At 57.4% G+C, this 25,427-nt stretch carries 34 protein-coding genes; all 34 read right to left on the bottom strand.

The annotated features are described in order from the left end of the window. Nucleotides 1-17 precede the first annotated feature (17 nt). Entirely contained in the window at nt 18-461 is a 444-nt protein-coding gene (gene rplM / locus QZ822_RS05750) for a 50S ribosomal protein L13 (protein WP_005505035.1), read from the bottom strand. Nucleotides 462-824: 363 nt separating this feature from the next. Beyond that, complete coding sequence (gene truA / locus QZ822_RS05745; protein WP_294643226.1) at nt 825-1,790, bottom strand: tRNA pseudouridine(38-40) synthase TruA; 966 nt, start codon at nt 1,788-1,790, stop codon at nt 825-827. Between the two features lie 172 nt (nt 1,791-1,962). Beyond that, nucleotides 1,963-2,616, bottom strand: coding sequence for a 50S ribosomal protein L17 (gene rplQ / locus QZ822_RS05740; protein ID WP_005505032.1), 654 nt, complete (start codon nt 2,614-2,616; stop codon nt 1,963-1,965). 105 nt (nt 2,617-2,721) lie between these two features. After that, nucleotides 2,722-3,714, bottom strand: a complete 993-nt coding sequence (locus QZ822_RS05735) for a DNA-directed RNA polymerase subunit alpha (protein ID WP_005505031.1) — start codon at nt 3,712-3,714, stop codon at nt 2,722-2,724. A 138-nt stretch (nt 3,715-3,852) separates the two neighbouring features. Further along, nucleotides 3,853-4,260: a 30S ribosomal protein S11 gene (gene rpsK / locus QZ822_RS05730; protein ID WP_005505028.1), complete on the bottom strand. Its 408-nt coding sequence runs from the start codon at nt 4,258-4,260 to the stop codon at nt 3,853-3,855. A gap of 68 nt (nt 4,261-4,328) precedes the next feature. Next, nucleotides 4,329-4,697 (bottom strand): 30S ribosomal protein S13, encoded by a 369-nt coding sequence (gene rpsM, locus QZ822_RS05725; protein WP_005505026.1) that lies wholly within the window; start codon nt 4,695-4,697, stop codon nt 4,329-4,331. Nucleotides 4,698-4,876: 179 nt separating this feature from the next. Continuing rightward, nucleotides 4,877-4,990 (bottom strand): 50S ribosomal protein L36, encoded by a 114-nt coding sequence (gene rpmJ, locus QZ822_RS05720; protein WP_004005257.1) that lies wholly within the window; start codon nt 4,988-4,990, stop codon nt 4,877-4,879. Between the two features lie 124 nt (nt 4,991-5,114). Then, entirely contained in the window at nt 5,115-5,336 is a 222-nt protein-coding gene (gene infA, locus QZ822_RS05715) for a translation initiation factor IF-1 (protein WP_005505018.1), read from the bottom strand. Nucleotides 5,337-5,622: 286 nt separating this feature from the next. After that, nucleotides 5,623-6,837 carry a 23S rRNA (adenine(2503)-C(2))-methyltransferase RlmN gene (rlmN, locus tag QZ822_RS05710; RefSeq protein ID WP_294643224.1) on the bottom strand — a complete coding sequence of 405 codons (1,215 nt, stop codon included), beginning with the start codon at nt 6,835-6,837 and terminating at the stop codon, nt 5,623-5,625. A gap of 112 nt (nt 6,838-6,949) precedes the next feature. Further along, on the bottom strand, nt 6,950-7,789 hold the full coding sequence (gene map / locus QZ822_RS05705) for a type I methionyl aminopeptidase (protein ID WP_294643222.1): 840 nt from the start codon (nt 7,787-7,789) through the stop codon (nt 6,950-6,952). 120 nt (nt 7,790-7,909) lie between these two features. Then, on the bottom strand, nt 7,910-8,473 hold the full coding sequence (locus tag QZ822_RS05700) for an adenylate kinase (protein ID WP_005505015.1): 564 nt from the start codon (nt 8,471-8,473) through the stop codon (nt 7,910-7,912). After that, nucleotides 8,470-9,777, bottom strand: a complete 1,308-nt coding sequence (gene secY, locus QZ822_RS05695; protein WP_070633781.1) for a preprotein translocase subunit SecY — start codon at nt 9,775-9,777, stop codon at nt 8,470-8,472. Before secY ends, QZ822_RS05700 begins: the two co-directional genes overlap by 4 nt. Nucleotides 9,778-10,058: 281 nt before the next feature. Beyond that, nucleotides 10,059-10,505 (bottom strand): 50S ribosomal protein L15, encoded by a 447-nt coding sequence (rplO, locus tag QZ822_RS05690; protein WP_294643220.1) that lies wholly within the window; start codon nt 10,503-10,505, stop codon nt 10,059-10,061. Between the two features lie 2 nt (nt 10,506-10,507). Next, on the bottom strand, nt 10,508-10,714 hold the full coding sequence (rpmD, locus tag QZ822_RS05685) for a 50S ribosomal protein L30 (protein WP_004005265.1): 207 nt from the start codon (nt 10,712-10,714) through the stop codon (nt 10,508-10,510). A 2-nt stretch (nt 10,715-10,716) separates the two neighbouring features. Beyond that, the gene (rpsE, locus tag QZ822_RS05680; RefSeq protein WP_171840195.1) at nt 10,717-11,361 is read right to left on the bottom strand and encodes a 30S ribosomal protein S5; all 645 of its coding nucleotides are present in this window, start codon (nt 11,359-11,361) and stop codon (nt 10,717-10,719) included. 29 nt (nt 11,362-11,390) lie between these two features. Beyond that, entirely contained in the window at nt 11,391-11,750 is a 360-nt protein-coding gene (rplR, locus tag QZ822_RS05675; protein ID WP_005505006.1) for a 50S ribosomal protein L18, read from the bottom strand. A 2-nt stretch (nt 11,751-11,752) separates the two neighbouring features. Continuing rightward, a complete protein-coding gene (rplF, locus tag QZ822_RS05670) occupies nt 11,753-12,289 on the bottom strand; it encodes a 50S ribosomal protein L6 (RefSeq protein ID WP_005505004.1) in 537 nt (178 codons plus the stop codon). Between the two features lie 27 nt (nt 12,290-12,316). After that, a complete protein-coding gene (rpsH, locus tag QZ822_RS05665) occupies nt 12,317-12,715 on the bottom strand; it encodes a 30S ribosomal protein S8 (RefSeq protein ID WP_049331925.1) in 399 nt (132 codons plus the stop codon). A gap of 73 nt (nt 12,716-12,788) precedes the next feature. Continuing rightward, a complete protein-coding gene (gene rplE / locus QZ822_RS05660; RefSeq protein WP_005505001.1) occupies nt 12,789-13,349 on the bottom strand; it encodes a 50S ribosomal protein L5 in 561 nt (186 codons plus the stop codon). After that, nucleotides 13,349-13,684 (bottom strand): 50S ribosomal protein L24, encoded by a 336-nt coding sequence (rplX, locus tag QZ822_RS05655; RefSeq protein WP_005504988.1) that lies wholly within the window; start codon nt 13,682-13,684, stop codon nt 13,349-13,351. The genes rplE and rplX overlap by 1 nt, the downstream gene beginning before the upstream one ends. A 3-nt stretch (nt 13,685-13,687) precedes the next feature. Continuing rightward, complete coding sequence (gene rplN, locus QZ822_RS05650; RefSeq protein ID WP_005504986.1) at nt 13,688-14,059, bottom strand: 50S ribosomal protein L14; 372 nt, start codon at nt 14,057-14,059, stop codon at nt 13,688-13,690. Nucleotides 14,060-14,716: 657 nt separating this feature from the next. Beyond that, complete coding sequence (locus QZ822_RS05645) at nt 14,717-15,493, bottom strand: YncE family protein (RefSeq protein ID WP_294625090.1); 777 nt, start codon at nt 15,491-15,493, stop codon at nt 14,717-14,719. Between the two features lie 1,365 nt (nt 15,494-16,858). Continuing rightward, nucleotides 16,859-19,576: an LPXTG cell wall anchor domain-containing protein gene (locus QZ822_RS05640; protein WP_294643218.1), complete on the bottom strand. Its 2,718-nt coding sequence runs from the start codon at nt 19,574-19,576 to the stop codon at nt 16,859-16,861. Between the two features lie 489 nt (nt 19,577-20,065). Continuing rightward, entirely contained in the window at nt 20,066-20,338 is a 273-nt protein-coding gene (gene rpsQ / locus QZ822_RS05635) for a 30S ribosomal protein S17 (RefSeq protein WP_012903053.1), read from the bottom strand. After that, entirely contained in the window at nt 20,335-20,574 is a 240-nt protein-coding gene (gene rpmC, locus QZ822_RS05630) for a 50S ribosomal protein L29 (protein ID WP_005504969.1), read from the bottom strand. The genes rpsQ and rpmC overlap by 4 nt, the downstream gene beginning before the upstream one ends. A gap of 5 nt (nt 20,575-20,579) precedes the next feature. Continuing rightward, entirely contained in the window at nt 20,580-20,999 is a 420-nt protein-coding gene (gene rplP, locus QZ822_RS05625; RefSeq protein WP_044150210.1) for a 50S ribosomal protein L16, read from the bottom strand. Continuing rightward, entirely contained in the window at nt 21,000-21,797 is a 798-nt protein-coding gene (gene rpsC / locus QZ822_RS05620; protein WP_005504966.1) for a 30S ribosomal protein S3, read from the bottom strand. It lies immediately after the preceding gene. Further along, nucleotides 21,798-22,163: a 50S ribosomal protein L22 gene (gene rplV, locus QZ822_RS05615; protein ID WP_005504964.1), complete on the bottom strand. Its 366-nt coding sequence runs from the start codon at nt 22,161-22,163 to the stop codon at nt 21,798-21,800. A gap of 60 nt (nt 22,164-22,223) precedes the next feature. Next, entirely contained in the window at nt 22,224-22,505 is a 282-nt protein-coding gene (rpsS, locus tag QZ822_RS05610) for a 30S ribosomal protein S19 (RefSeq protein ID WP_004005282.1), read from the bottom strand. 12 nt (nt 22,506-22,517) lie between these two features. Continuing rightward, nucleotides 22,518-23,354, bottom strand: a complete 837-nt coding sequence (gene rplB, locus QZ822_RS05605; RefSeq protein WP_005504961.1) for a 50S ribosomal protein L2 — start codon at nt 23,352-23,354, stop codon at nt 22,518-22,520. Between the two features lie 40 nt (nt 23,355-23,394). Continuing rightward, nucleotides 23,395-23,697 carry a 50S ribosomal protein L23 gene (gene rplW / locus QZ822_RS05600; protein ID WP_005504959.1) on the bottom strand — a complete coding sequence of 101 codons (303 nt, stop codon included), beginning with the start codon at nt 23,695-23,697 and terminating at the stop codon, nt 23,395-23,397. Continuing rightward, on the bottom strand, nt 23,697-24,314 hold the full coding sequence (gene rplD, locus QZ822_RS05595; protein ID WP_005504957.1) for a 50S ribosomal protein L4: 618 nt from the start codon (nt 24,312-24,314) through the stop codon (nt 23,697-23,699). The genes rplW and rplD overlap by 1 nt, the downstream gene beginning before the upstream one ends. A 6-nt stretch (nt 24,315-24,320) precedes the next feature. Beyond that, a complete protein-coding gene (gene rplC / locus QZ822_RS05590; RefSeq protein WP_219100842.1) occupies nt 24,321-24,977 on the bottom strand; it encodes a 50S ribosomal protein L3 in 657 nt (218 codons plus the stop codon). A gap of 13 nt (nt 24,978-24,990) precedes the next feature. Continuing rightward, complete coding sequence (gene rpsJ, locus QZ822_RS05585; RefSeq protein WP_004005287.1) at nt 24,991-25,299, bottom strand: 30S ribosomal protein S10; 309 nt, start codon at nt 25,297-25,299, stop codon at nt 24,991-24,993. Between the last annotated feature and the right edge of the window lie 128 nt (nt 25,300-25,427).

Below are 25,427 nucleotides of genomic sequence, written 5' to 3'. Positions count from 1 at the left end.
TTCTTCGTAGGCCCGAATTACTGGGCGACCTGGTTGAATTCGTAGGTCTTGGGCTGCTGTGCCGCGTGCGGGTGCTCGGGGCCAGCGTAGACCTTCAGCTTCTTGAGCTGCTGTGCAGCAAGCTTGTTCTTGGGCAGCATGCCCTTAACAGCCTTCTCAACCGCGCGGACGGGGTTGGTCTCAAGCAGCTCTGCGTAGTTCACGGACTTCAGACCGCCGGGGTAACCCGAGTGGCGGTATGCACGCTTCTGCTCGAGCTTTGCACCGGTCAGGGCGACCTTCTCAGCGTTCACGATGATAACGAAGTCACCGGTGTCAACGTGGGGAGCAAAAGTCGGCTTGTGCTTACCGCGCAGCAGGATAGCGGTCTGGCTTGCGAGGCGGCCGAGAACGACGTCGGTGGCGTCAATGACGTGCCACTGGCGCTCGACTTCGCCGGGCTTGGGAGTATAAGTGCGCAAAATATTGGCCTTTGTCTCGAAATGTACATACGGCGCTTAGTTGGGTATCGCGCCTTTTACTTACGTGCATGACGAACACCCGGGTGAGGACCGAGCTGCCGCCCGTTCTGCCCGTACTCTAGACCGCCTTAACGTCCTGCAACTAGACAGCGGTTAGAGCGCGCTCGGGTAGAACACGCACAACATATCAAGACTATACAGGACGTCGAGTGCTTAATCCACCGCTGAAGCCTTAAAAATAGGGCTTTTTTACCTTAAACACATTTTAAATTCCATCCGTGTAATTCACCCGTGGTAGTTGCACTCCCCCGCGACGCTTTGCGGAGCATGCGCAAGATGACGAGGCTCAATATGCACAGGGCGTTAAGCACTCTGTGCTTCGTGCTCTTCGCGCTTTGCTCGAGCACGCTCCGCCTGCGCGCCGTAGAGCTCCGGCGCAGGGTAGTAAATCTCAGCCAGAGCGAGCGCATGCGGAGGCGCCAGAGTCAGCGAAGCCTCGCGTCCCGGGTTCTCAATCCGTTCACGCAACCAGGCAGTGTCGCGTTTGCCCGTACCGTAGAGAACCAGGGCGCCGACGAGTGAACGCACCATATGATGGCAGAAGGCGTCAGCCACCACGCGCACCTCAATCAGCCCGCTTTCAGTGCGGGTAAAGCTCAGCTCCCGCAGCTCACGAATCGTAGTCGCCCCTTCACGCGGCTTGCAGAAGGAGAGAAAATCGCGCAGGCCGAGTAACTGCTGCGCCGATTCATTCAGATCAGCACAATCCAGGTGCTCGGGCACCGCCCAGGTGTAGGTGCGGTGCAGAGGGTTAAGACCGTCCGCCGCGCCATCTGCAATGCGGTAAACATAGCGGCGGCCGGTGGCTGAGAAGCGCGCATCAAAATCGAACGGCACTTCGCTCGCGCGGTGAATCTGAATAGCGCCCTGCAAAATACCGCGAACGTTCTTCGGCAAATTCAACTGCTCTTCCGCATCGTAGAGGCATCGTTGAAGAGCCCCGGTGAGGCGGCGTCCCAGAGCGGCCGTCGGGTCGTCCTCCCCCGTTCGCCCCTGCAGGCGGGTCCAGTCCTCATCACTCAGATCGCAATGCAGGGTCTGTGCTTCCGCATGCACACCGGCATCGGTTCGGCCCGCGACCACTACACGGTGGGGTGCACGCAAAATCAGTTCAAGGGCGTTCTCAATGATTCCCTGCACGGTGACCAGGTTCGGCTGGGCAGCCCATCCGCTGAAAAGGGAACCGTCGTAGGCGCAATCAATGCGCACGCGGTGCGTAGCGATGAAGAGCTGCTCTTCGTGATTCTCTAAAGCAGTAGCGTTATGCATTGTGTGCCTTTCAGCAGTAGCGGACGGTTGAAGACTACGGACCGGCTCTTGGATAGCGAATGCGCAAAGAACCGTGTCCTCTTAAGTATGCAGATACACCAATCCGCCGCCCACAGCAGTGGACGGCGGATTGACGTATTTTAGGCTTAGCCTATATCAGCTAGATTCCGTATTACTCGGAAACCTTCTGTGCTGCTGCGCCACCTGCGGGGGCGTAACCTGCAGCCTCTGCCGACTCAGCGGAGTCGAACCAGATCTCAGCCTTGGTGCTGGAGTACCAGCGGGAACCGGGCACGTGGTACTTCATGGAATCGGCGTTACCCTTAACCTCGAAGCCCTCGGGAGCCTCGCCGGACTCCAGGGGTGCGTGGGAACCTGCGGGCAGGCCCTCAGCTGCTTCAGCCTTGGGAGCCTCAGCTGCCTTCTCAGCAACCTTGGTTGCCTCAGCAACTGCACCCTTGGTTGCAACGGGCTCCATGACGAGCTCGATGACTGCCATGGGAGCGTTGTCACCCTTACGGTTACCGATCTTGATGATGCGGGTGTAACCACCGGGGCGCTCTGCCATTGCCGGAGCAATAACGGTGAAGAGCTCGTGCACGACGGACTTGTCGGTAATGGAACGCAGCACGCGACGGCGAGCAGCCAGGTCGCCCTTCTTACCGAAGGTGATGAAGCGCTCTGCCACCGGACGCAGGCGCTTTGCCTTGGTCAGGGTGGTGGTGATGCGCTTGTGCTGGAACAGCTGCGCCGACAGGTTGTTGAGCATGTGGCGCTCGTGGGTCGGGGAACCGCCGAGGCGGGGACCCTTAGTGGGAGTAGGCATAGTTAAATCTCCATAGTTGCGTTCCCTAACGCCCCAGCAGCGGAGCCTCTTAGGGAATCAAGTTTGACTGATCCCGGTGGAACCGGGTGAACTATTCGGTCGAAATTATTCGCCGGAACCGTCTTCGTCATCAAGCGGGCGTGCAGCAGGCTCGAAACCGGGAGGGGAGTCCTTCAGAGCCAGGCCGAGCTCGATGAGCTTTGCCTTGACCTCGTCAATGGACTTAGCACCGAAGTTACGGATGTCCATCAGGTCAGCTTCACTGCGGGTCACGAGCTCACCCACGGTGTGGATGCCCTCGCGCTTGAGGCAGTTGTAGGAGCGGACGGACATGTTCAGGTCCTCGATCGGCAGTGCCAGATCAGCGGCCATGGACTCGTCGGCGGGCGACGGGCCAACTTCGATACCCTCAGCTGCAATGTTCAGCTCACGTGCCAGGCCGAAGAGCTCGACCAGGGTGCTGCCTGCAGAAGCAACGGCGTCACGCGGTGCGATGGCTTCCTTGGTTTCGACGTCCAGGGTCAGGCTGTCGAAGTCGGTGCGCTGCTCAACACGGGTCGCGTTCACGCTGAAGGTAACCTTCAGAACCGGGGAGTAGATGGAGTCAACCGGAATACGGCCAATCTCGCCATCGCCGACCTTGTTCTGAGCTGCAGTCACGTAGCCGCGACCGCGCTCGATAACCAGCTCAGCGTTGAAGTTTGCCGAGGCGTTCAGGGTTGCCAGGTGCAGTTCCGGGTTGTGGATCTCCACGCCAGCGGGAACCTCGATGTCGCCTGCGGTCAGTTCACCTTCGCCCTGCTTGCGCAGGTAGGCCACGACGGGCTCGTCGTTCTCAGAAGAGATGGAGAGCTTCTTGATGTTCAAGATGATCTCAGTGACGTCCTCGGTCACGCCGGGAACGGTGCTGAACTCATGCAGTACGCCATCAATGCGGACGCTGGTAACAGCGGCGCCGGGGATGGAGGACAGCAGAGTACGGCGGAGGGAGTTACCCATGGTGTAGCCGAAACCGGGCTCCAGAGGCTCGATGGTGAAGCGCGAGCGGTTGGGCGCTACGACCTCTTCAGTCAGAGTGGGGCGCTGTGCAATAAGCACTTTGTTTCCTTTCGGTGAGCTCCGCTATATGAGCCCACAGGTTGGGGAAAACATATCTTAGGAAGCAGACGGGTGTCTGTGCTCTCCGGGTACAACTCCGTGGAGTGTACCCTTCGAGGGATTAGGTCAGGGACCTAATTAGACGCGGCGGCGCTTCGGGGGACGGCAACCGTTGTGTGCAACGGGGGTAACGTCCTGGATCGAACCGACCTCGAGGCCTGCAGCCTGCAGGGAGCGGATTGCGGTTTCGCGACCGGAACCGGGACCCTTGACGAACACGTCAACCTTGCGGACGCCGTGCTCCTTGGCGCGGTTTGCAGCAGCCTCAGCAGCCAGCTGTGCGGCGTAGGGGGTGGACTTACGGGAGCCCTTGAAGCCCATGTCGCCAGCGGAGGACCAGGAGATCACTGCACCGGTGGGATCGGTGATGGAGACGATGGTGTTGTTGAAGGTCGACTTGATGTGAGCCTGACCAGCAACGATGTTCTTGCTAACCTTGCGGCGGTTGGTCTTACGAGCTGCCGCAGCGCGAGTCTTGGGAGGCATTTTTGATTCTCCTACAAAGGTTTACTTATACGTTGGTCGGATAGAGATATCCAACAGAGCAACGTGTCTTACTTCTTCTTACCTGCGACGGTACGCTTCGGGCCCTTACGGGTACGTGCGTTGGTCTTGGTGCGCTGACCGTGAACCGGCAGGCCGCGGCGGTGGCGCAGGCCCTGGTAGGAACCGATTTCAACCTTACGGCGGATGTCAGCTGCAACCTCGCGGCGAAGATCACCTTCAACCTTGTAGTTGCCTTCGATGAAGTCACGAAGTGCCACGAGCTCCTGGTCGGTCAGGTCCTTGACGCGGGTGTCAGGGTTGACGCCGGTAGCAGCGAGGGTTTCGTGTGCACGGGTCTTGCCCACGCCGTAGATGTAAGTGAGAGCAACTTCCACGCGCTTTTCGCGGGGAATATCAACTCCAGCGAGACGTGCCATACTGGCTTCTCCTTGTTGTTTTCCAGAGGTCTATAGCATCACTGCCCGGGTTGTTCTGACCCGGTCCCCGGCCTCTGAGTCCGGAGGTATCCGAAGGCGCCTCGTTGGCGTTGCTTCGGAGCGGTGCCTATGACAATTCCGCCCTCTTATAGGGCGGCTATGAAGTCAGCTGCTAGGGATTAGCCCTGGCGCTGCTTGTGGCGCGGGTTTTCGCAGATCACCATGACCACACCGTGACGGCGGATCACCTTGCACTTATCGCAGATCGGCTTAACGCTCGGCTTGACCTTCATCGCATTCCTTTTGATTGCAACTTGATTACTGGCGAGATAAGAGGTTCCCTCACTTACGTTGGGGAACTGCGTTATCCCTTTGAACACGATTTAAACGCCGCCAGGGGCGACGTTTATCTCGGTTTTACTTGTAACGGTAGACGATACGACCTCGGGAAAGGTCGTAGGGGCTCAGTTCCACTACTACTCGGTCCTCAGGCAGGATGCGAATGTAGTGCTGACGCATCTTGCCCGAGATGTGTGCGAGAACCTTGTGGCCGTTATCCAGCTCAACACGGAACATCGCGTTGGGCAGAGCTTCAACCACAGAGCCTTCAATCTCGATGACGCCGTCTTTCTTAGCCATATCCTCCGCTAACGTCGGTGCCCGTCGCAGGTGCGGCGGGCAAATGTATCTTCTGTTTGTGAGCTCACCGCGGTGAGGTGCTGGGGCGTTTTAAGGCGGACTTAACACTGGCACAAACAACCAACTGTTAACTCTACGGCAAAGAGCAGGGAAAAACAACCGTGATTTTTATGACATCAGGCACTTAAGGTTTAAAAGGAAGAAGCCCCTCCCCCACTCTTAAGAAAGCCTTAAGGACTTCCTTGTGTGGGAAAGGGGCACCGTTTATCGGTCAAAGCTCAGTTGCTTAGTCTTCCTTAGCGGCAAGCTGACCGCATGCGCCATCAATGTCAGAACCGCGAGTATCACGAATAGTCGTCGGAATACCGTGGGCGCGCAGACGCTCCACAAAGTTCTGCTCAACGCCCTTACGGGACGCCGTCCACTTCGAACCCGGAGTCGGGTTCAGCGGAATCGGGTTCACATGCACCCAACCGCGTCCGCGCTGCGCCAGCTTCTTACCCAGCAGATCCGCGCGCCAACCCTGATCGTTAATGTCACGAATCAGCGCGTACTCAATGGAAACGCGGCGGCCGGTCGTACGGTAGTAGTCGTACGCAGCGTCCAGAGTCTCGTCAACCTTCCAGCGCTGGTTAATCGGGATCAGCTCATCACGCAGCTCATCATCCGGAGCGTGCAGAGACAGCGCCAAGGTAATGGGCAGCTTCTCCATCTCGAACTTGCGAATACCCGGCACCAGACCCACGGTCGACATAGTCAGACCGCGAGCAGAAATACCCAGGCCCTCGGGCGAAGGGTCAATCAGGCGGTGCACAGCACCCATAGTTGCCTTGTAGTTAGCGAGCGCCTCGCCCATACCCATGAACACAATGTTGGAAACACGCAGCGGACGAGTATCCTCAGAACCGCCTTCTGCTTCTTCCAGGCCCTTCATCTGCTTCAGATAGCGGGCACCAGCTACGACCTGCTCCACAATTTCTGCGGTGGACAGGTTACGGGTCAAACCCTGCTGGCCGGTTGCACAGAAGGGGCAGTTCATGCCGCAGCCAGCCTGCGAAGAGATACACATGGTCACGCGGTTGTCATAGCGCATGATGACGGACTCGATGAGCGCACCGTCAAAGAGGCGGTGTACAACCTTCAGGGTGTCGCCGCCATCAGCTTCCAGAGTGCGGACCGGGGTCAGAAGCTGCGGCATAGCCTGCGCAACCATCTGCTCGCGGTCCTTAGCCGGCAGGTCAGTCATCTCAGCAGGGTCAGTGACCAGACGCTCAAAATAGTGCTTGGACAGCTGAGAAGCACGGAACGACTGGTAGCCCAGTTCCTTCAGGAACTCACGGCGACCAGCCATATCAAAGTCAGCAATATGCTTGGGCGGCTTCGCACGGCGCGGCGCCTTCAGAGTAATCTGTCCGGGCTCGGGGCGGGTACTAGAAATTTCAACCGGCACCTTAGTCGAAGCCGATGCAGTAGCCTCGCAGCTGTTGAGAGTTTCGCTCATGGAGCTTCTTCCTTCTGATGTAATGCTTTCGGATGCGTCATCGCGCATCGAACCGGGTTCACCGGTTTCTTCGGTGGAGGCGGGTGCCCCTCCCCTATGCCTCGGGGTGGGATTAGGCGGGGATGGGCACGGAGGTTACGCCGAAGCGAGCCAGTTCGCTTGCACCGCCATCTTCTGCGGTCAGAACCCAGATACCTTCGCTGTGCACGGCAACGGAGTGCTCCCACTGGCAGGCATCGGAGCCGTCAACGGTTACAACGGTCCAGTCGTCGGAGAGCACCTTGGTCTCGATGGAGCCGGTGACGAGCATCGGCTCGATAGCGAAAGCCATGCCAGGCTTAATCTTCGGGCCCATGTCACGCACAGCATAGTTCAGCACGTCCGGTGCCATGTGCATCTGGGAACCGATGCCGTGGCCCACGTAGTCTTCAATAAGGCCGTACTTATCGCCGTATTCTTCGGTCACGTACGCCTCGATGGCAAGACCAATTTCGCCGACCTTCTTTGCACTAGCCAAAGCGGCAATACCATGCCACATCGCCTCGTGAGTGACGGCAGAGAGCTCTGCGCGGGCTTCGCTCACATTGTCACCAACCAGCACAGTACGTGCCGAGTCACCGTGCCACTGGCGGTTGGTGGCGGGGTCGATAACGTACGCGCCGCCGTCGATAGAGAGGATGTCGCCGTCCTTGAGCACGTAGTCGCCGGGGATGCCGTGAACGACCTCGTGGTTGACGGAGGTGCATACGGTTGCCGGGTAGTCGTAGTAGCCGTAGAAGTTGGAGGTGCCACCCAGTTCCAGCATGGTGCGTTCAAAAGCGGCGTTCACCTCTGCGGTGGTTACGCCGGGGCGAGCTGCCGCCACTGCCGCATCGAGCGCGCGGCTGGTGATGACGCCTGCACGAGCCATCTGCTGAAGCTGTGCATTGGTTTTAATTTCGACTCGTGCCATTCTGGCTCCTTAGGTATAGGGGGCGGTGCGCCCAAGCTTAGAACTCTACAGACAGCACTGTACCCCCGCAAGTCTTTGTGATGCATCATGCACCTCAAATTGCGGGGGTACAGCAGAAGATTACTTCAGAGCGTCGAGGATGCGCTCGGTGACTTCAGCAATCTCGCCGAGGCCGTTAACTTCCTTGACAATGCCGCGTTCGCGGTAGATTGCGATCAGCGGTGCGGTCTCTTCTTCGTAAACCTTCAGGCGGTGACGGATGACCTCTTCGTTGTCATCGGTACGACCCTGCTCTGCTGCGCGGTTGAGCAGACGCTCGACGAGTTCGTCGTTGTCTGCTACCAGCAGGAGAACGCGGTCGATCTTCTCGCCCTTGGCTTCGAGGATGGAGTCCAGCTCGTGCACCTGGGAGGTGTTGCGGGGGTAGCCATCGAGCAGGAAGCCGTTGACGACGTCGCTTTCCTCCAGGCGTGCGCGCACCATGTTGTTGGTGACGGAGTCGGGAACCAGGTTGCCGGAGTCGATGTACGACTTCGCTTCCTTGCCCAGCTCGGTCTCTTCCTTGATGTTCTTGCGGAAGATATCACCGGTGGAAATCGCGGGAATCTTCAGCGCTTCAGCGATCTTGACGGCCTGGGTGCCCTTACCTGCACCGGGAGGGCCGACGATGAGCAGACGGTTCATCGGAGCAGTCCTTCGTAGTTTCGTTGTTGGAGCTGAGCGTTGATCTGCTTGAGAGTATCAAGACCAACACCCACCACGATCAGCAGCGAGGCGCCGCCGAACGGGAAATTCTGGTTTGCGTTGAATAGGATAAGCGCTACCAGGGGAATCATGGAAATTACACCCAGGTAAAGTGCGCCAGGCAACGTAATTCGGTTGAGTACGTAGCTGAGGTAACGCTCGGTGGGCTTGCCGGCACGAATACCGGGGATGAAGCCACCGTACTTCTTCATATTGTCCGCTACTTCCACCGGGTCGAAGGTGACCGCCACGTAGAAGTAGGCGAAGCCAATAATCATGAAGAAGTAGAGAGCAATGTACAGCGGGTGGTCGCCACGCACCAGGTATGCGTTGATCCAGTTAACCCAGTCCGGCGGGGTGGAGCCGTTGGTGGGGGTGTTGAACTGGGCAATCAGACCGGGCAGGGTCAGCAGAGAGGAGGCGAAGATCAGCGGGATCACGCCGGCCATGTTGACCTTCAGCGGGATGTAGGTGCTGGTTCCGCCAATGGTGCGTCGACCAATCATGCGCTTTGCGTACTGCACGGGAATACGGCGAACGGACTGTTCCACGTAGACCACGGCGAGCATGACCAGCAGGCCAATACCGCAGACAGCCGCGAAGATACCCCAACCGTGGGTGCGCTGGATGGAGCCCAGAGCGCTCGGGAAGGAGGACGCAATGGAGGTGAAGATCAGCAGGGACATGCCGTTGCCGACGCCACGCTCGGTAATCTGCTCGCCCATCCACATGATGACGGTGGTACCCGCACACAGGGTGACGATAATCAGCAGGATGTGCAGTACGTCGTCCTGGGGGATGATGCCCGGGCAGTTACCCAGCAGAACGCCAGAGCGTGCCATCGAGACGATGGTGGTTGCATTCAGCAGAGCAAGAGCGATGGTCAGGTAGCGGGTGTACTGGGTGAGCTTTGCCTGACCCTGCGCGCCCTCATCGTGCAGCTCCTGGAATCGCGGGATGACCACGCGTAGCAGCTGGATGATAATGGACGCGGTAATGTACGGCATCACGCCGAGGGCAAAGATCGAAAGCTGCAGCAGTGCGCCACCGCTGAAAAGGTTGACGATATCGTAGACGCCACCGCTTGTAACATTGGCGTTCAGACACTGCTGTACATTTCCGTAGGAAACGCCTGGCGCGGGGATGAAAGTGCCCACGCGGTACAGCACAATCATTGCCAGGGTAAACAGCAGCTTACGCCGCAAATCGGCGGTCTTAACGACTCGCCCGAATGCGCTCAGCACATGTCCTCCTGTAAGTCTATGGGGCGCCCATCCCTCTCAAAGAGTTTTAGGGCGCAGTAAACACATCTTCCAGTCTATCGTGTTTGGAGCGGGTAACGATAACTCCCTAGCAGATTATGTAGCTTTTATATTCTCTTAGCGTGATTTTTGAACACAAAATGTGGCGCACACCAAGCGTTCAAATATGCGAATACAGGAATATAGTCCTGTTGTGAATCTTTTCAAGCAGCAAAAAGCCCCCGCCGTACAGCGTACGGACGGGGGCTTTCTCGTCTTGAAGACTACTTAACGGTTACAGAACCGCCAGCTGCCTCGATCTTCTCGATAGCGGAAGCCGATGCCTTGTCGACAACAACGTTCACCTTGACGGAGATTTCGCCGTTGCCCAGAACCTTCACGAGCTCGTTCTTACGAACGGCACCCTTAGCAACCAGTGCCTCGACGGTGACGTCGCCACCGTTGGGGAACAGGTCCTGGATGCGGTCCAGGTTAACAACCTGGTACTCGGTGCGGAAGGGGTTCTTGAAGCCGCGCAGCTTCGGCAGGCGCATGTGCAGCGGCAGCTGGCCGCCTTCGAAGCCTGCACGAACCTGGTAACGTGCCTTGGTACCCTTGGTACCGCGACCTGCGGTCTTACCCTTGGAGCCTTCACCGCGGCCAACGCGGGTCTTTGCCTTGTGGGCACCCGGTGCCGGGCGCAGATCGTGAATCTTGATAGCTTCTGCCATCTTTACTTGACCTCCTCAACCTTCACCAGGTGAGCAACGGTGTTAACCATGCCAACGGTGACGGGGTCAGCAGTGCGGACTACCTTGTTGCCGGGGCGCTTGAGGCCCAGGGAACGCAGGGTGTCGCGCATGTTCTGCTTCTGACCAACATAGGACTTGACCTGGGTGATTTCCAGCTTTGCGTCGCTGGGCTGAATACGCTTGGCCATTACTACGCACCTGCCTTTTCAGACTTGGTGTTGCGCAGGTAGCTGGGGATAACCTCATCGGTGGGCAGGCCACGGCGGGCTGCCACTGCCAGGGGCTCCTCGAGCTCCTTGAGTGCTGCAACAGTTGCGTGAACGATGTTGATCTGGTTCGAGGAACCGAGCGACTTGGACAGCACGTCGTGAATGCCTGCGCACTCGAGTACTGCACGCACGGGGCCACCTGCGATAACACCGGTACCAGCGGTTGCCGGGCGGAGCATCACAACGCCTGCAGCTGCCTCACCCTGCACACGGTGCGGGATGGTGCGGCCTTCGATGCGGGGAACGCGGAAGAAGTTCTTCTTTGCTTCCTCGACACCTTTGGAGATTGCTGCGGGAACTTCCTTAGCCTTACCGTAGCCAACGCCGACCAGGCCGTTACCGTCACCAACGACGACCAGTGCGGTGAAGCTGAAGCGACGACCACCCTTGACGACCTTGGAAACGCGGTTGATGGTCACAACGCGCTCGATGTACTTGTCCTTCTCCTCCTCGCGAGCGCGGTTGTTACGGCGCTCACCACGGCCACGACGCTCGCCGCGGTTGTTGCGGCGCTCCTCGCGCTGGTTGGAGGTCTCAGCGGTTTCAGCTACTACTGCTTCGCTCACCTGAGTTTCCTTTACGTTCTGCTCGCTCATTAGAGTGCAAGACCTCCCTCGCGTGCACCGTCAGCAACGGCTGCAACACGGCCGTGGTACTTGTTACCACCGCGGTCGAACACGACTGCCTCAACACCAGCTGCCTTGGCACGCTCTGCAACGAGCTCACCAACGCGCTTTGCCTTAGCGGTCTTGTCCAGGTCAGCTGCACGCAGCTCTGCTTCCATGGTGGAAGCGGATGCCAGGGTTACGCCCTTGACATCGTCGATAACCTGAACGAACATGTGACGGGTCGAACGGGTGACGCACAGGCGCGGACGCGCAGCGGTACCCGAAACGTACTTGCGGATGCGAGCGTGACGACGTGCACGCTGCGCTGCCTTCGACTTGATAGCCATGTTTACTTACCAGCCTTTCCGACCTTGCGGCGGATGTGCTCACCTGCGTAGCGAACACCCTTACCCTTGTAGGGATCGGGCTTACGCAGACCACGAATGTTTGCTGCAACCTGACCAACGAGCTGCTTGTCGATACCCGACACGGTCAGCTTGTTAGCACCCTCCACTGCGAAGGTAATGCCCTCGGGAGCGGTGATGTTGATCGGGTGGGAGTAGCCCAGAGCGAACTCCAGGTCGTTACCCTTCGGGGTCACACGGTAACCGGTACCAACGATTTCCAGCTTCTTCTCGTAGCCGGAGGTAACGCCGATAATCAGGTTCTGAATCAGGGTACGAGTCAGACCGTGCAGCGAGCGAGACAGGCGCTCGTCGTTCGGACGAGATACAACGATCTCGTTTTCGTTCAGTGCCACGGTGATGGGGGAAGCTACCTTGTGGGAGAGCTCGCCCTTGGGGCCCTTAACGGTGACCAGGTTGCCATCGACCTTAACCTCAACGCCGGCGGGAACCGAGATGGGGAGACGTCCAATACGTGACATTATTCTCTTCCTTTCTCTTCTAACCGACTACCAGATGTAAGCGATGACTTCGCCGCCCACGCCCTTCTTCGCAGCCTGCTTGTCAGTGAGCAGACCCGAAGAGGTGGACAGGATTGCGATGCCGAGGCCACCCAGAACCTGGGGCAGGTTGGTGGACTTTGCGTAGGTACGCAGGCCCGGCTTGGAAATACGACGCACGCCAGCGATGGAACGCTCGCGGGACGGACCGTACTTGAGGACGAGGGTCAGGGTCTTGCCGACCTTTGCATCCTCAACCTTCACGTCGGCGATGTAGCCCTCAGCCTTCAGGATCTCAGCAATGCGAGACTTCAGCTTGGAGTAGGGCATGGATACGGTGTCGTGGTATGCGGAGTTTGCGTTACGCAAACGGGTCAGCATATCTGCGACCGGATCAGTCATAGTCATTGTGGGCTTTTGCCCTTCCTCGTTGTGGTTTCCCTACCCCGCGGTAACGGGGTCTGGACCTACAACGTAGTCGTTAGTTGGTCTTGAACGGGAAGCCCAGTGCCTTCAGGATTGCACGGCCTTCTTCGTCGGTCTTCGCGGAGGTCACCACGGTGATGTCCATACCACGCACGCGGTCGATCGAGTCCTGATCGATTTCGTGGAACATGGACTGCTCGGTCAGACCGAAGGTGTAGTTACCGTTACCGTCGAACTGGCGGTCCGAGAGGCCGCGGAAGTCGCGGATTCGGGGCAGTGCCAGGGTGACGAGGCGGTCCAGGAATTCCCACATGCGGTCGCCACGCAGGGTGACGTGTGCACCAATGGGCATACCTTCGCGCAGCTTGAACTGTGCGATGGACTTCTTAGCGCGGGTAACAATCGGCTTCTGACCGGTGATTGCGGTGAGATCGCGGATTGCGCCGTCCATGAGCTTTGCGTCGCGAGCTGCCTCGCCAACACCCATGTTTACGACGACCTTAACGATCTTCGGGGTCTGCATGACGTTCTCGTACTTGAACTCTTCCTGCAGAGCGGGAACGACGACCTCAGCGTACTTGGTCTTGAAGCGGGGGGTGATCTTGGTTTCGGTCATTAGATGTCCTTACCCGAACGCTTAGCAACGCGCACGCGAACGGTGCGCTCCTTGCCGTCACGCTCTACAGTCTCGAGGCGGAAACCAACACGGGTCGGCTTCTTGGTCTCGGGGTCAACAATCGCAACGTTAGAAACGTGGATCGGTGCCTCAACCTTCTGAATGCCGCCTGCTGCGCCGGTCAGGGGGTTAGCCTTGGTGTGCTTGGTGACGACCTTAACGCCCTCAACAATCACGCGGTTTTCCTTGGGGAGAACCTTCAGAACCTTGCCCTGCTTGCCCTTATCTGCACCGGAAATAACCTGAACCAGGTCGCCGGACTTGATCTTAGCCATGAATTAGAGCACCTCCGGAGCCAGCGAAACGATCTTCATGAACTTCTTGTCGCGAAGCTCACGACCCACGGGGCCGAAGATACGGGTACCACGGGGATCACCATCAGTGTTCTTCAGGATCACTGCGGAGTTCTCGTCGAACTTGATGTAGGAACCGTCGGGACGACGGGTTTCCTTCTTGGTGCGGACGACGACTGCCTTGACAACGTCACCCTTCTTTACGGTACCGCCGGGGATTGCATCCTTGACGGTTGCGACAATGATGTCGCCAATGCCTGCGTAGCGACGCGAGGAACCACCGAGAACACGGATGGTCAGGATTTCCTTCGCACCAGTGTTGTCGGCGACCTTCAGTCGCGACTCCTGCTGAATCATATTTCTCCTGTCGTCTCGCCGGTTCCGACTCGCTTTAGGCGCGAGCCAGCCTTGCGGAACATTTTTACGGGATTGGTTGACGCCCCGGGCCCCATCTCTGTGGAAGGGGTTAGCGGAAACGCCTGGGGCAAACCCATGCCAGAAGCATTTGGACCCGCATGAAGCGGGCGTATCCCACCCGTAAGTAGCGGCATTATGCACTGGCACGAGAAGCCCGTGGTTGCGCGGCTATTTGGATACAGCCACACAGTCTTAACACTGTACAGGAAGCAGGTATGTAGCGCAAGAGTTTGCTGACTATGATTTCGGTCTCCCCCACCCTATCTCTGGAAATAGTCGGGTTTAGGGACTAAAAACCTCATATCCCACATCACCCTCGAGCGAGAAGGTCTCTTATTTGACACTTAAAGCAGGAGGCCCCTTCGTGTAGTTCCTGACGCATAAGAAACTGAAGGGGCCTCGAGAAATCTACCAAACAATGTGTCAAACAAGGATGGTAGATATTTATATTTTACTACGTTTTAATATGCCTCCACGACAGACTTGCCGCGGGGCTGGCGGGAGATTACCGCGGTTCCGCTCCTTACACAAACATGCATACGACGCGAGAGCACAGCAGACACGACATTGGCGACTCAGCCGCTCTTCACTCATCATCTAGGGCATATATACTTTCGCGATACCGTCACGAGCGATAGGGCGAGGAGGTTCTCCCGGTCGAGTCTCTTCTGCAGCCTCGTAGTATTCGCCAGAGTTTGCATCCAGCACGTAGGGAACCTCAGCTGCGGGGTAGTCTCCTGCTTTATCGACAGCAATAACACTCCCGTCCTTCAGCAGAACCTGGTGGTTTATGCGGGTGGGGGCCACCTGCGCAATCTCAACAATGGTTCGATTGAGCGTATTAATGACGGTAATAGTTCCACCACCAGCGACTGCCGCCTCCCCCTTGCCACCGAAATCAGCAACATAGAGCAGGTGACGTTCTGCATCGAGCAAGATATCGGTGGGCATTTTTCCGAAAGGAAGATAATCGAGGCGTTCGCCTTCAAGACTCAGAACGTATAGACCGCCGTTCTTACCCTCGCGCCCTTGCGCAGAGACATATAGTTCACCGCGCGACGAGTCAATCTCCACGCCGTGTACACCGACTGGAGTATTGGTATCTTCCCCTCCAATTACGGGTAGCCTGCGCACGAGCTCCCAGGTATTCATATCCACAACCCAGATTTCATCTCGCATAATATTCGGGATGTACAGGAGGCTACGGGTTTCATCCGCTACGGGCCCTAGTAGCATGGCGGGACTTTCCCCTTGAAGGGCGCTAACCTTACGCTCCCCTTCTGCGTTGGGCGCAGAAATCACCTGGTAGCCACCCATGCCGGTAACGAGCACGGCACCGTTGGGTGCGACGTATAGCTCGCGCGGAGTCAGCATCTCTACTCCTAGAGCGAGAGAATCCCATACGAGCGATAGGTCCTTTTGGGAGTATGCGGTGACCGAGTTTGTGCGGGTTCCTCCGGTCCAGAGAAGCCCCCGTTCATTGTCTGCGGCTAACCCATAGGCAGCTTGAGCCTGGAAGAGGTGTGCTAGTTCGGGGTTATTTTCCGGGATAACGGGCAGAGTAGCCGTCTTCTCAATCTGCAGGGTATCCGCGTTTATGCGAGCAATCGTGGCGCAGAGAGTGCCGTGGGTCTTTGTGTGGTTATAGCTTCCACTTACAAAAAGAACGTTCTCTTCTGGGTTGCATGCCACTTGATATTGGCCAGCAAGTCCCGCGGAACGATCCACGGAAAAACGCTTGGCATCCGGCACGTTCTTCTGCTCTTCTCCTGCGACAGGGGGAACCATAGGCATCTCCAGAGTTGTGTAGTTTGGAGGCTAGCTCACCTTATATTTTGCGGGCTTAGCATCCGGAGCTTTCTGCTGTACATCTTACGCTTTGCCCACCATTTTTGAGGCTTTTCTAGCGCAGTCAATGCACTGCGTCTTTCATCCTCAAGAGGCCCTATATTGGCATCCTGAGCTGTTTCCCCCTCCAGCTCTGAGCGGGGCAAATTTACCCCATAAAAGCTTTACAATCTAAACATAATTAGCATGAAAGACATATATCTAGAGCTATCGGTATCTTCTAGAACTAAAAGACTTATATCGAGTCGACCAGAGCCATAGATTTTGTAATATTTCTTCACCTCTGACCCCCTCAAAACAGCGTTCTGAAAAAATCTGCTTAAAAATTTAGAAATTAAGGGTTGTTTTTTCAAAAATCAAGTTTTTTAGCAAAAATCGCGATTCAAGGTGCGAAAATCAGCGAGATGTACCATAATAGAAGAGACGCATGCGTCAAACAAGAGGTTCGGTCCTTATCGGACAGATTTCTTGGGTCCCTTTTTCCTCGCTAATCCGTTTGTCTAGGGACCGAACCTCGCTTTGACACTAAACCCGCACTTCGGTGCGGGTTTTCTTCGTATTTGAGGTGTTAGAATCCCGCACTTCATTCTTCAGGCTGTTAACTCGTCAAATAAGGGCGGGCGAGCGTAAAGGGTGCGCTTCACCCTTCCTCCGCTTCTCTTCCGCTCTCCCCCGCTGCTACTCCTGATCCTGGTCTAGGCCTTCCGCTCGAATACAGACGTATAGGCAAAACGAAAGGGGCGGTACCCATCGGTTCGATGGATACCGCCCCTTTCAGTGCGTATCGGCAGTTTCAGAGAGTCAATCGGGTTCTTGAATATCTAGCAGATCCCGCTCTACCTCTTTCGCTACCACCAAGCGGTAGTATCGTGAGCTGCCGTGGGGTACGGGCTATGCCTTGCGGCGACGTGCTACCAGCACGGTTGCGCCAACGACCAGGGCAAGAACGCCGATTCCTGCAGCAACGACAACGCCCGAAGCACCGGTGTTAGCCAGCGAAGACTTCGAGGAGCTCGAAGCGATGGAGCCGTTGTTGGAAGATGCTACGTTCTGCGACGAAGAGCCGGAGGTCTTCGGTGCAGTGCTGTCCTTCTTCTGAGCCTCAGACTTCAAAGAATCCGCGGGAGCCTTGGACTGATCCTTAGCGTTTTCCTTTACCTGCTCCTTGGAGTCTGCCGGTGCGGAAGGCGCCTCAGAGGGGTTAGTTACAGGTGCATTAGCCGATTCGGATGCCTTCGGTGCAGGTGCCTGGTTGTCGATGCTGAAGGTGTATTCTGCAGCCACACCACCGCGTACGTTATCGTTCTCTGCCAGGGAACCGGAGAGCAGGTAGATAGCAACGCTATCGCCGGTCTTCAGCTCTTCAGTCAGGTTAGAGTTTGCCACGGTGGGGCGGTCGATGGTTGCGGTGAAGTTACCGTTTTCGTCCGCCTTGATGTATGCCCAGATGCCTGCGCTATTGCCTTCAACGCCTTCGAGCTTGGGCTCTTCCTTCGGAGAAATAGCGCCCTTATTCAGCTTGACTGCGATAACGGAGCCCTTACCGTCCAGAGTCTTGAACCCTTCACCGCGGAAGGTCAGCTTCTGGCCATCCCAGGTCTTGGGGAAGTAGACCTTAGCGCCGTCCTTGTACTCGTGTACAACTTCGTTGGACTCTGCACTCTCGGAGGGTGCCGGGGTGCTGGGTTCGGGCTTAGCAGACTCGCTCGGAGCCGGAGTGGTCGGCTCAGGCTTAGCAGACTCGCTCGGAGCCGGGGTGGGCTGTTCGCTATCCGGCAGGCTCAGCTTAGTGCCGGCAGGGTAAGTGGTAGTCACGCCAGAAGGAGTAGCAGCGACCTGGGTGGTTTCTGCCGGTGCGCAGGTCTCAGCGGTGTCTGCCTTCTTCTCTGCAACAGTTGCGGAGAGCGCTTCACCACCGCGAGGAGTGTCACCTTCAACAATGGAGCCGGAGAGCAGGAAGACCGACACCTTGTCGCCACTCTTCAGGTTTTCCGTCAGGTTGGAGTTCTCGGTGGTCGGGTACGGCAACTCAGCGGTGAAGTTACCGTTCTCGTCTGCCTGGATGTATGCCCAAACACCTGCGCTGTTGCCCTCAACACCGTTGAACTTCGGCTCTTCCTTAGCGGAGATACGACCCTTGTTCAGCTTGACAGCGAGCACGGAGCCCTTCGAACCGTCCTGGGTCTTGAAACCTTCACCACGCAGCTTCAGGGTTTCACCGGTGGTCCAGTCCTTCACAGCGTAGAGCTTAGCGCCGTCAGCGTAGGTCTTCACCAGTTCTTCAGAAGCAGTCTGCACTGCCGGCTTTGCGGTGGTTTCAACGGTGGTGCTGATCTTCACCATGACGCCGGGGGTAATCGGGGAATCTGCGTTGTCCTTGCCCTTGGGCTCGGTGCTAGAGGTGCGGTATTCGCCGGTGGTCTTATCGATGGTGTAGTTCGTTTCAATGGCGGAAGCGCCTTCGATGCTACGTGCTACAGCGTATACGCTACCGTCTGCAGTGACCAGAACATCATTCGCACCGCTAGTTGCGCCGGTGGACACCTGAGACACAACGGTGCCGGTGCGTGCGTCAACAACGCCGACGTTGCCGGTACCGTAATCGGTCACGTACAGCAGGTCACGGGCTTCGTCGGAGGCAAGGGCGAGAGCCTGAGAGCCGAAAGGAATGGTCTTCTTGTAGGCGCCGGTTTCCAGGTCGTAGACGGTGATACCGGAGTTAGTGCCCTTACGGTCACCCTGGGAGCTGACGTAGATTTCCTTCAGAGACTTGTCGATGGTGACGTCAGAGGCGTTCAGGTCGGCTTCAGCATTGTCCTTGTGCAGCTGAATGGTCTTCTCAACCTCGTAGCTCTTGGTGTCGATTACCTTCACGGTGCCGGCACTCAGGGAAGGAACGTAGAGCTTGCCATCGGCGGAGTCCACGTGCATGTTCATTGCGATGTCCGATTCGCCCTTGGCATCGGTGAATTCAATCTTCTTGACCAGAGCGTGCAGGGTGGTGTCGAAGACGCTAATGCCGCCGGAGCCAGAGACAAAGACCTTGCCGCTGGAGGGATCGATGCGTACCTCGCGCGGGTGGTTGACCTCGCCTTCTGCGCTGCTCCAGATAATCTTGTTGGTCGCGGGATCGAAGACAGATACCTTGTTGACGCGGGTCTGGGTCACCCATACGTATCCGGTTGCCTCGTCGTAGGCGATACCGTAGGGAGATTCGATCTGCTTACCGGTCGGTGCGGTAGCACCACGAGCGGTGAAGTCAGTGGTCGGGAACTGGTAGACAGTGGAGAGGCTCGGGGTGGATCCAACGTTCCAGGTGCCGACGCCACCGGTCAGTACCGGCGGGCGGCCGGAAGAGAAGGAGGTGTAGAGGGAGGAGGTTGCCGCAGAGTATGCCAGCTGGTACTGGCCGGGCAGGCCCTGGTACTGGGTAGCGCTCACTGCGATGTGGCGGCATTCCTCAGCAGAGGTCTGGGAGTTTCCTCCGGGGACGGAAGCGGAGACGTTTGCCGCAAAGGTAGCGGGAACCGCAGCGAAAGAACCTGCGACAACGGAAAGTGCGCCAGCAATGGCGAGCAACTTACGTGAAGGCTTGGGTGAAGAAGTCATGCTGATCCTCGATGATATGTAGTGGTACTTCTCCAAAGGTCGTGCAACCTCCGGAAGATGCATAGCTAACCCCCTAATGATTAGGCAAGGCTAGACTAAGCAACTATAAAGTTGATAATAAGTGCCTCACTAGGTTATTTTCAAGCAGATTTTATCAGCGCCCACGCTTCTCACGATTCTTTTAGTCACCGTCGCTGTCCTCCCTAAAGCCCCGTATACCCGCTCCACAAGGGGATTTCTTCCTCCAGCTCAAGCTAGGTGGCTCTTTGATAGCCCTGTCCGGTAAAAGTAACCACTTTTCTGTATGACATCTTCAAAAGTTTTATAACAAATATTTATTCGGCATTTCATGACTTCTATCGTTGATTCTGCAGCTCACAGAACTTCCCGCTGAGTTCTCCCGAATAAAGGTTAAACGCAAAGGAGCCCTCTCCTACCTAGGTAGGAGAGGGCTCCTTTTATTGCTCTAGCAGAGAGTCATTAGAGGGCTTACTTAGCCTTCTCGATGATCTCCACGATACGCCAGCGCTTGGAAGCGGACAGCGGACGGGTCTCTGCAATCAGAACGAGGTCACCGATACCAGCAGTGTTCTGCTCGTCGTGTGCCTTGATCTTGGAGCTACGGCGAACGACCTTGCCGTACAGTGCGTGCTTCACGTGGTCCTCGACCTCGACGACAACGGTCTTGTCCATCTTGTCGGAGACAACGTAGCCGCGGCGGGTCTTGCGGTAGCCGCGCTCTTCGTTCTTTACTTCACTCACTTGGACTCACCTTCAGTTGCGGGACGAATACCGAGCTCGCGCTCACGCAGCACGGTGTAGATACGTGCGATGTCGCGCTTGATAGTGCGGCGACGACCTGCGTTAGCCTGACCGGTGACTTCCTGGAAGCGGATGTTGAAGAGTTCCTTCTTCGCTTCGCTCAGCTTTGCAGCCAGCTCTTCGTTGGAGAGCTCTGCGAGCTTATCGATGCTCAGGTCCTTGGATCCTACTGCCATCTCGCTTATTCACCACCTTCGCGGCGACGCACAACACGTGCCTTCATCGGGAGCTTGTGGATTGCCAGGCGCATTGCCTCGCGAGCCACTTCTTCGGACACACCGGAGAGTTCAAACATGACTCGACCCGGCTTGACATTTGCGACCCACCACTCGGGCGAACCCTTACCGGAACCCATACGGGTTTCAGCGGGCTTCTTGGTCAGCGGACGGTCGGGATAAATGTTGATCCAGACCTTACCGCCACGCTTGATGTGACGGGTCATTGCGATACGTGCAGCCTCAATCTGGCGGTTGGTCACGTATGCGGGCGACAGGGCCTGAATGCCCCACTCACCGAAGCTAACCTCGGTGCCGCCCTTTGCGAGACCATTACGCTTGGGGTGGTGCTGCTTGCGGTACTTTACTCGACGGGGAATAAGCATTTATGCCTCACCGTTCTCTGCAGTCTTGGCCTCGACCTTTGCCGAAGCGTTCTCGTTGCGGCGCTCGCGACGAGGACCACGGTTGCCCTGGCGGCGGCGGTCACCATCGCGGCGGTTGCCACGGCGGTTGTTTGCTGCCTGCTGAGCTGCCAGCTCCTTGTCGGTCAGGTCGCCCTTGTAGATCCAGACCTTCACGCCGATGCGACCGAAGGTGGTCTTAGCCTCGAAGAAGCCGTAGTCGATGTTCGCACGCAGGGTGTGCAGGGGCACACGGCCTTCGCGGTAGAACTCGGAACGGGACATTTCAGCGCCACCCAGACGGCCGGAGCACTGGATACGGATACCCTTTGCGCCTGCACGCTGTGCGGACTGGATTGCCTTCTTCATTGCACGGCGGAATGCAACACGCGATGCGAGCTGCTCTGCGATGCTCTGTGCAACCAGCTGAGCGGAGAGGTCGGGGTTAGCAACCTCGAGGATGTTCAGCTGAATCTGCTTGTTGGTGAGCTTCTCGAGCTCGCCGCGGATGCGGTCTGCTTCTGCGCCACGGCGGCCAATCACGATACCGGGACGAGCGGTGTGGATGTCCACACGCACGCGGTCACGGGTACGCTCAATCTCGACCTTTGCAACGCCTGCGCGATCCAGGTTCTTAGCCAGCAGCTCGCGGATCTTTACGTCCTCGCGGACGAAGTCAGCGTAACGCTCGCCGGGCTTGTTGGAATCAGCGAACCACTTGGAGACGTGGTCAGTGGTGATGCCCAGTCGGAAACCGTTCGGGTGAATTTTCTGACCCATTTAGCGGTCCTCCTCCTTCTCCGGGGTAGCAACTACCACGGTGATGTGGCTGGTGCGCTTGTTGATTCGGTATGCGCGACCCTGAGCGCGGGGCTGAATGCGCTTCATGGTCGGGCCCTCGTTCACGAATGCTTCGCTGATGAACAGCTCTTCCTCGCGGAAGGGCAGACCCTGCTGGGTTGCCTTCTGACGAGCGTTAGCTACTGCCGAAGCAACGATCTTGTATACCGGTTCCGAAGCTGCCTGGGGGGCGAACTTCAGAATCGCCAGAGCCTCTTCCGCCTGCTTACCACGGATCAGGTTGACGACACGGCGGGCCTTCATAGGCGTAACGCGAACGAAACGCGCTGATGCCTTGGCTTCCATTGCCTATCTCTCTTTCGTCTATTGCCGAAAGGGAAACGTTAGCTTATCGGTGTGAACCGATTAGCGACGCTTGCCCTTACGGTCGTCCTTCACGTGGCTGCGGAAAGTGCGGGTCGGAGCAAACTCACCGAGCTTGTGACCAACCATCGACTCGGTGATGAACACCGGCACGTGCTTGCGACCGTCGTACACTGCGATGGTGTGACCGAGCATGTCGGGGATAATCATCGAGCGACGCGACCAAGTCTTGATTACGTTCTTGGTGCCCTTCTCGTTCTGAGCTGCAACCTTCAGGTAGAGGTGCTGATCAACGAAAGGGCCCTTCTTCAAACTACGAGGCATGTTTCAGGCTCCTTAGCGCTTCTTGCCAGTACGACGGCGACGAACGATGAGCTTGTCGCTTTCCTTGTTGGGACGGCGGGTACGACCCTCGGGCTTACCGTTGGGGTTAACCGGGTGACGACCACCGGAGGTCTTACCTTCACCACCACCGTGCGGGTGGTCAACCGGGTTCATGACCACACCACGGACGGTCGGGCGGATGCCCTTCCAGCGGTTACGGCCTGCCTTACCCCAGTTGATGTTGGACTGCTCAGCGTTGCCAACTTCACCAACGGTTGCGCGGCAGCGAACATCCACGTTGCGGATTTCGCCGGAGGGCAGACGGAGCTGACCGTACTTGCCTTCCTTAGCAACCAGCTGTACAGAAGCACCTGCGGAGCGAGCCAGCTTTGCGCCGCCACCGGGACGGAGCTCAACACAGTGAATCACGGTACCAACGGGGATGTTGCGCAGGGGCAGGTTGTTACCGGGCTTGATGTCAGCTGCGGGGCCGGACTCGACGATGTCGCCCTGAGCGAGCTTGTTCGGAGCGATGATGTAGCGCTTGGAACCATCGAAGTAGTGCAACAGTGCGATGCGAGCGGTACGGTTGGGATCGTACTCGATGTGTGCAACGCGTGCGTTCACGCCGTCCTTGTCGTGACGACGGAAGTCGATCAGACGGTACTGGCGCTTGTGGCCGCCACCCTTGTGACGGGTGGTGATGCGGCCGGTGTTGTTACGGCCGCCGGTCTTGTGAAGCGGACGAAGCAGGGACTTTTCCGGGGTGGAGCGGGTGATCTCGGAGAAATCAGCAACGCTCGAACCGCGGCGACCCGGGGTCGTCGGCTTGTACTTACGAATACCCATTTAGATATTTCTTCCTTCGTTAAAGTGGTCTCCGCGAGGCTTATGCCTGCGGACCGCCGAAGATGTCGATGGTGCCTTCCTTGAGGGTCACAATCGCACGCTTGGTGTTCTTGCGAGCGCCCCAACCGAAACGGGTGCGCTTGCGCTTGCCCTGACGGTTGATGGTGTTGACGGAAGCAACCTTGACGTCAAAGATCTTCTCGATGGCCTGCTTGATTTCCAGCTTGTTGGAATCGGTAGCGACCTCGAAGGTGTACTTACCTTCGTCGAGCTGACCGTAGCTCTTCTCGGAAACGACGGGAGCGATAATCACGTCGTATACAGACTTGGTGGAAACGCTCATTACTTAGCGCCCTCCTTCTTCTGAGCTGCAGCAACGAATGCGTCGAATGCTGCCTTGGTGAAGACCACGTCGTCAGAAACCAGCACATCGTAGGTGTTGAGCTGATCTGCGTACAGAACGTGGACGTTCTCCAGGTTACGTGCGGACAGAGCCACAACGTCCTCTGCACGAGCAATCACAAGAAGGATGTTCTTGCGCTCGGTGATAGCTGCGAATGCAGCCTTTGCAGCCTTGGTCGAGGGGGTTTCACCAGAGATGAAGTTCTCGACAACGTGGACGCGGTCGTGACGAGCGCGATCGGAGAGAGCACCGCGCAGTGCAGCGGCGATCATCTTCTTGGGGGTGCGCTGTGCGTAGTTACGCGGGGTCGGACCGTGAACAACGCCACCGCCGGTCATGTGCGGTGCACGGATGGAGCCCTGACGTGCGTTACCGGTACCCTTCTGCTTGAAGGGCTTACGGCCTGCACCGGAAACCTCGCCGCGGTTCTTGGTCTTGTGGGTGCCCTGGCGTGCAGCAGCGAGCTGTGCAACGACAACCTGGTGCAGCAGGGGCACGGATGCCTGCGCGTCGAAAATCTCTGCGGGCAGGTCTACCTTAAGGGTCTTAACAGCCATGATGTATTAGGCTCCCTTCACAGCGGTACGAACCAGAACAACGCCGCCCTTGGGACCGGGGATTGCGCCCTTGATCAGCAGGACATTGTTCTCTGCGTCCACACCCTGGATAGTCAGGTTCAAGGTAGTGTGACGTGCTGCGCCCATACGGCCAGCCATGCGCATACCCTTGAACACGCGTGCGGGGTAGGATGCGCCACCGATGGAACCGGGCTTACGGTGGTTCTTGTGCTGACCGTGAGACGCGCCAACACCCTTGAAGCCGTGACGCTTCATAACACCTGCGAAGCCCTTACCCTTAGTCTTACCAACGACGTCGACCTTCTGGCCTGCTTCGAAGAGCTCAACGGTCAGTTCCTGACCGAGGGAATACTCAGAAGCATCTGCGGTACGCAGCTCGACGAGGTGGCGACGGGGGGTAACACCGGCCTTCTCGAAGTGACCAGCCAGGGGCTTGGTAACCTTGCGAGAGTCGATTGCACCGAAACCGATCTGAACAGCTTCGTAGCCGTCAGTTTCCTGGTTACGGATCTGGGTAACAACGTTAGAATCAGCCTTGACGACGGTGACGGGCACAAACTTGCCGTCCTCGTCCCAGACCTGGGTCATGCCGAGCTTGGTGCCCAGCAGGCCCTTCACCTGGCGCTCGAATTTGTTAGTCATTAGATGCGATCCTCTACAGCTTGATCTCGATGTTTACGTCTGCCGGCAGGTCAAGACGCATGAGGGCATCAACAGCCTTGGGGGTCGGATCAACAACGTCGATCAGACGCTTGTGCGTACGCATCTCGAAGTGCTCGCGGCTGTCCTTGTACTTGTGGGGAGAACGAATAACACAGTAAACGTTCTTCTCGGTCGGCAGCGGCACGGGGCCAACTACAGTTGCGCCTGCGCCCTTTACCGTTTCGACGATTTTCCGTGCCGAAGAATCGATGACCTCGTGGTCATAGGACTTCAGACGGATGCGGATTTTCTGTCCCGCCATCTGTCGGACTCTCTTTCTTGATGTATTCCCTGTATCGGAGCTTTTGCCCCTTTGTTATAGCGCTTAAGGAACGCGATATATTCATCACGTGCGCCACTCAGAACGGACTGAATCCGGCTTTGCCGGGT

Origin of the sequence: uncultured Rothia sp., from assembly GCF_916715725.1 — a bacterium.
In the GTDB taxonomy this organism is placed as follows: domain Bacteria; phylum Actinomycetota; class Actinomycetes; order Actinomycetales; family Micrococcaceae; genus Rothia.
Note: the sequence above shows the minus strand (reverse complement) of the source record. Positions and strands in the feature narration are given on the sequence as shown.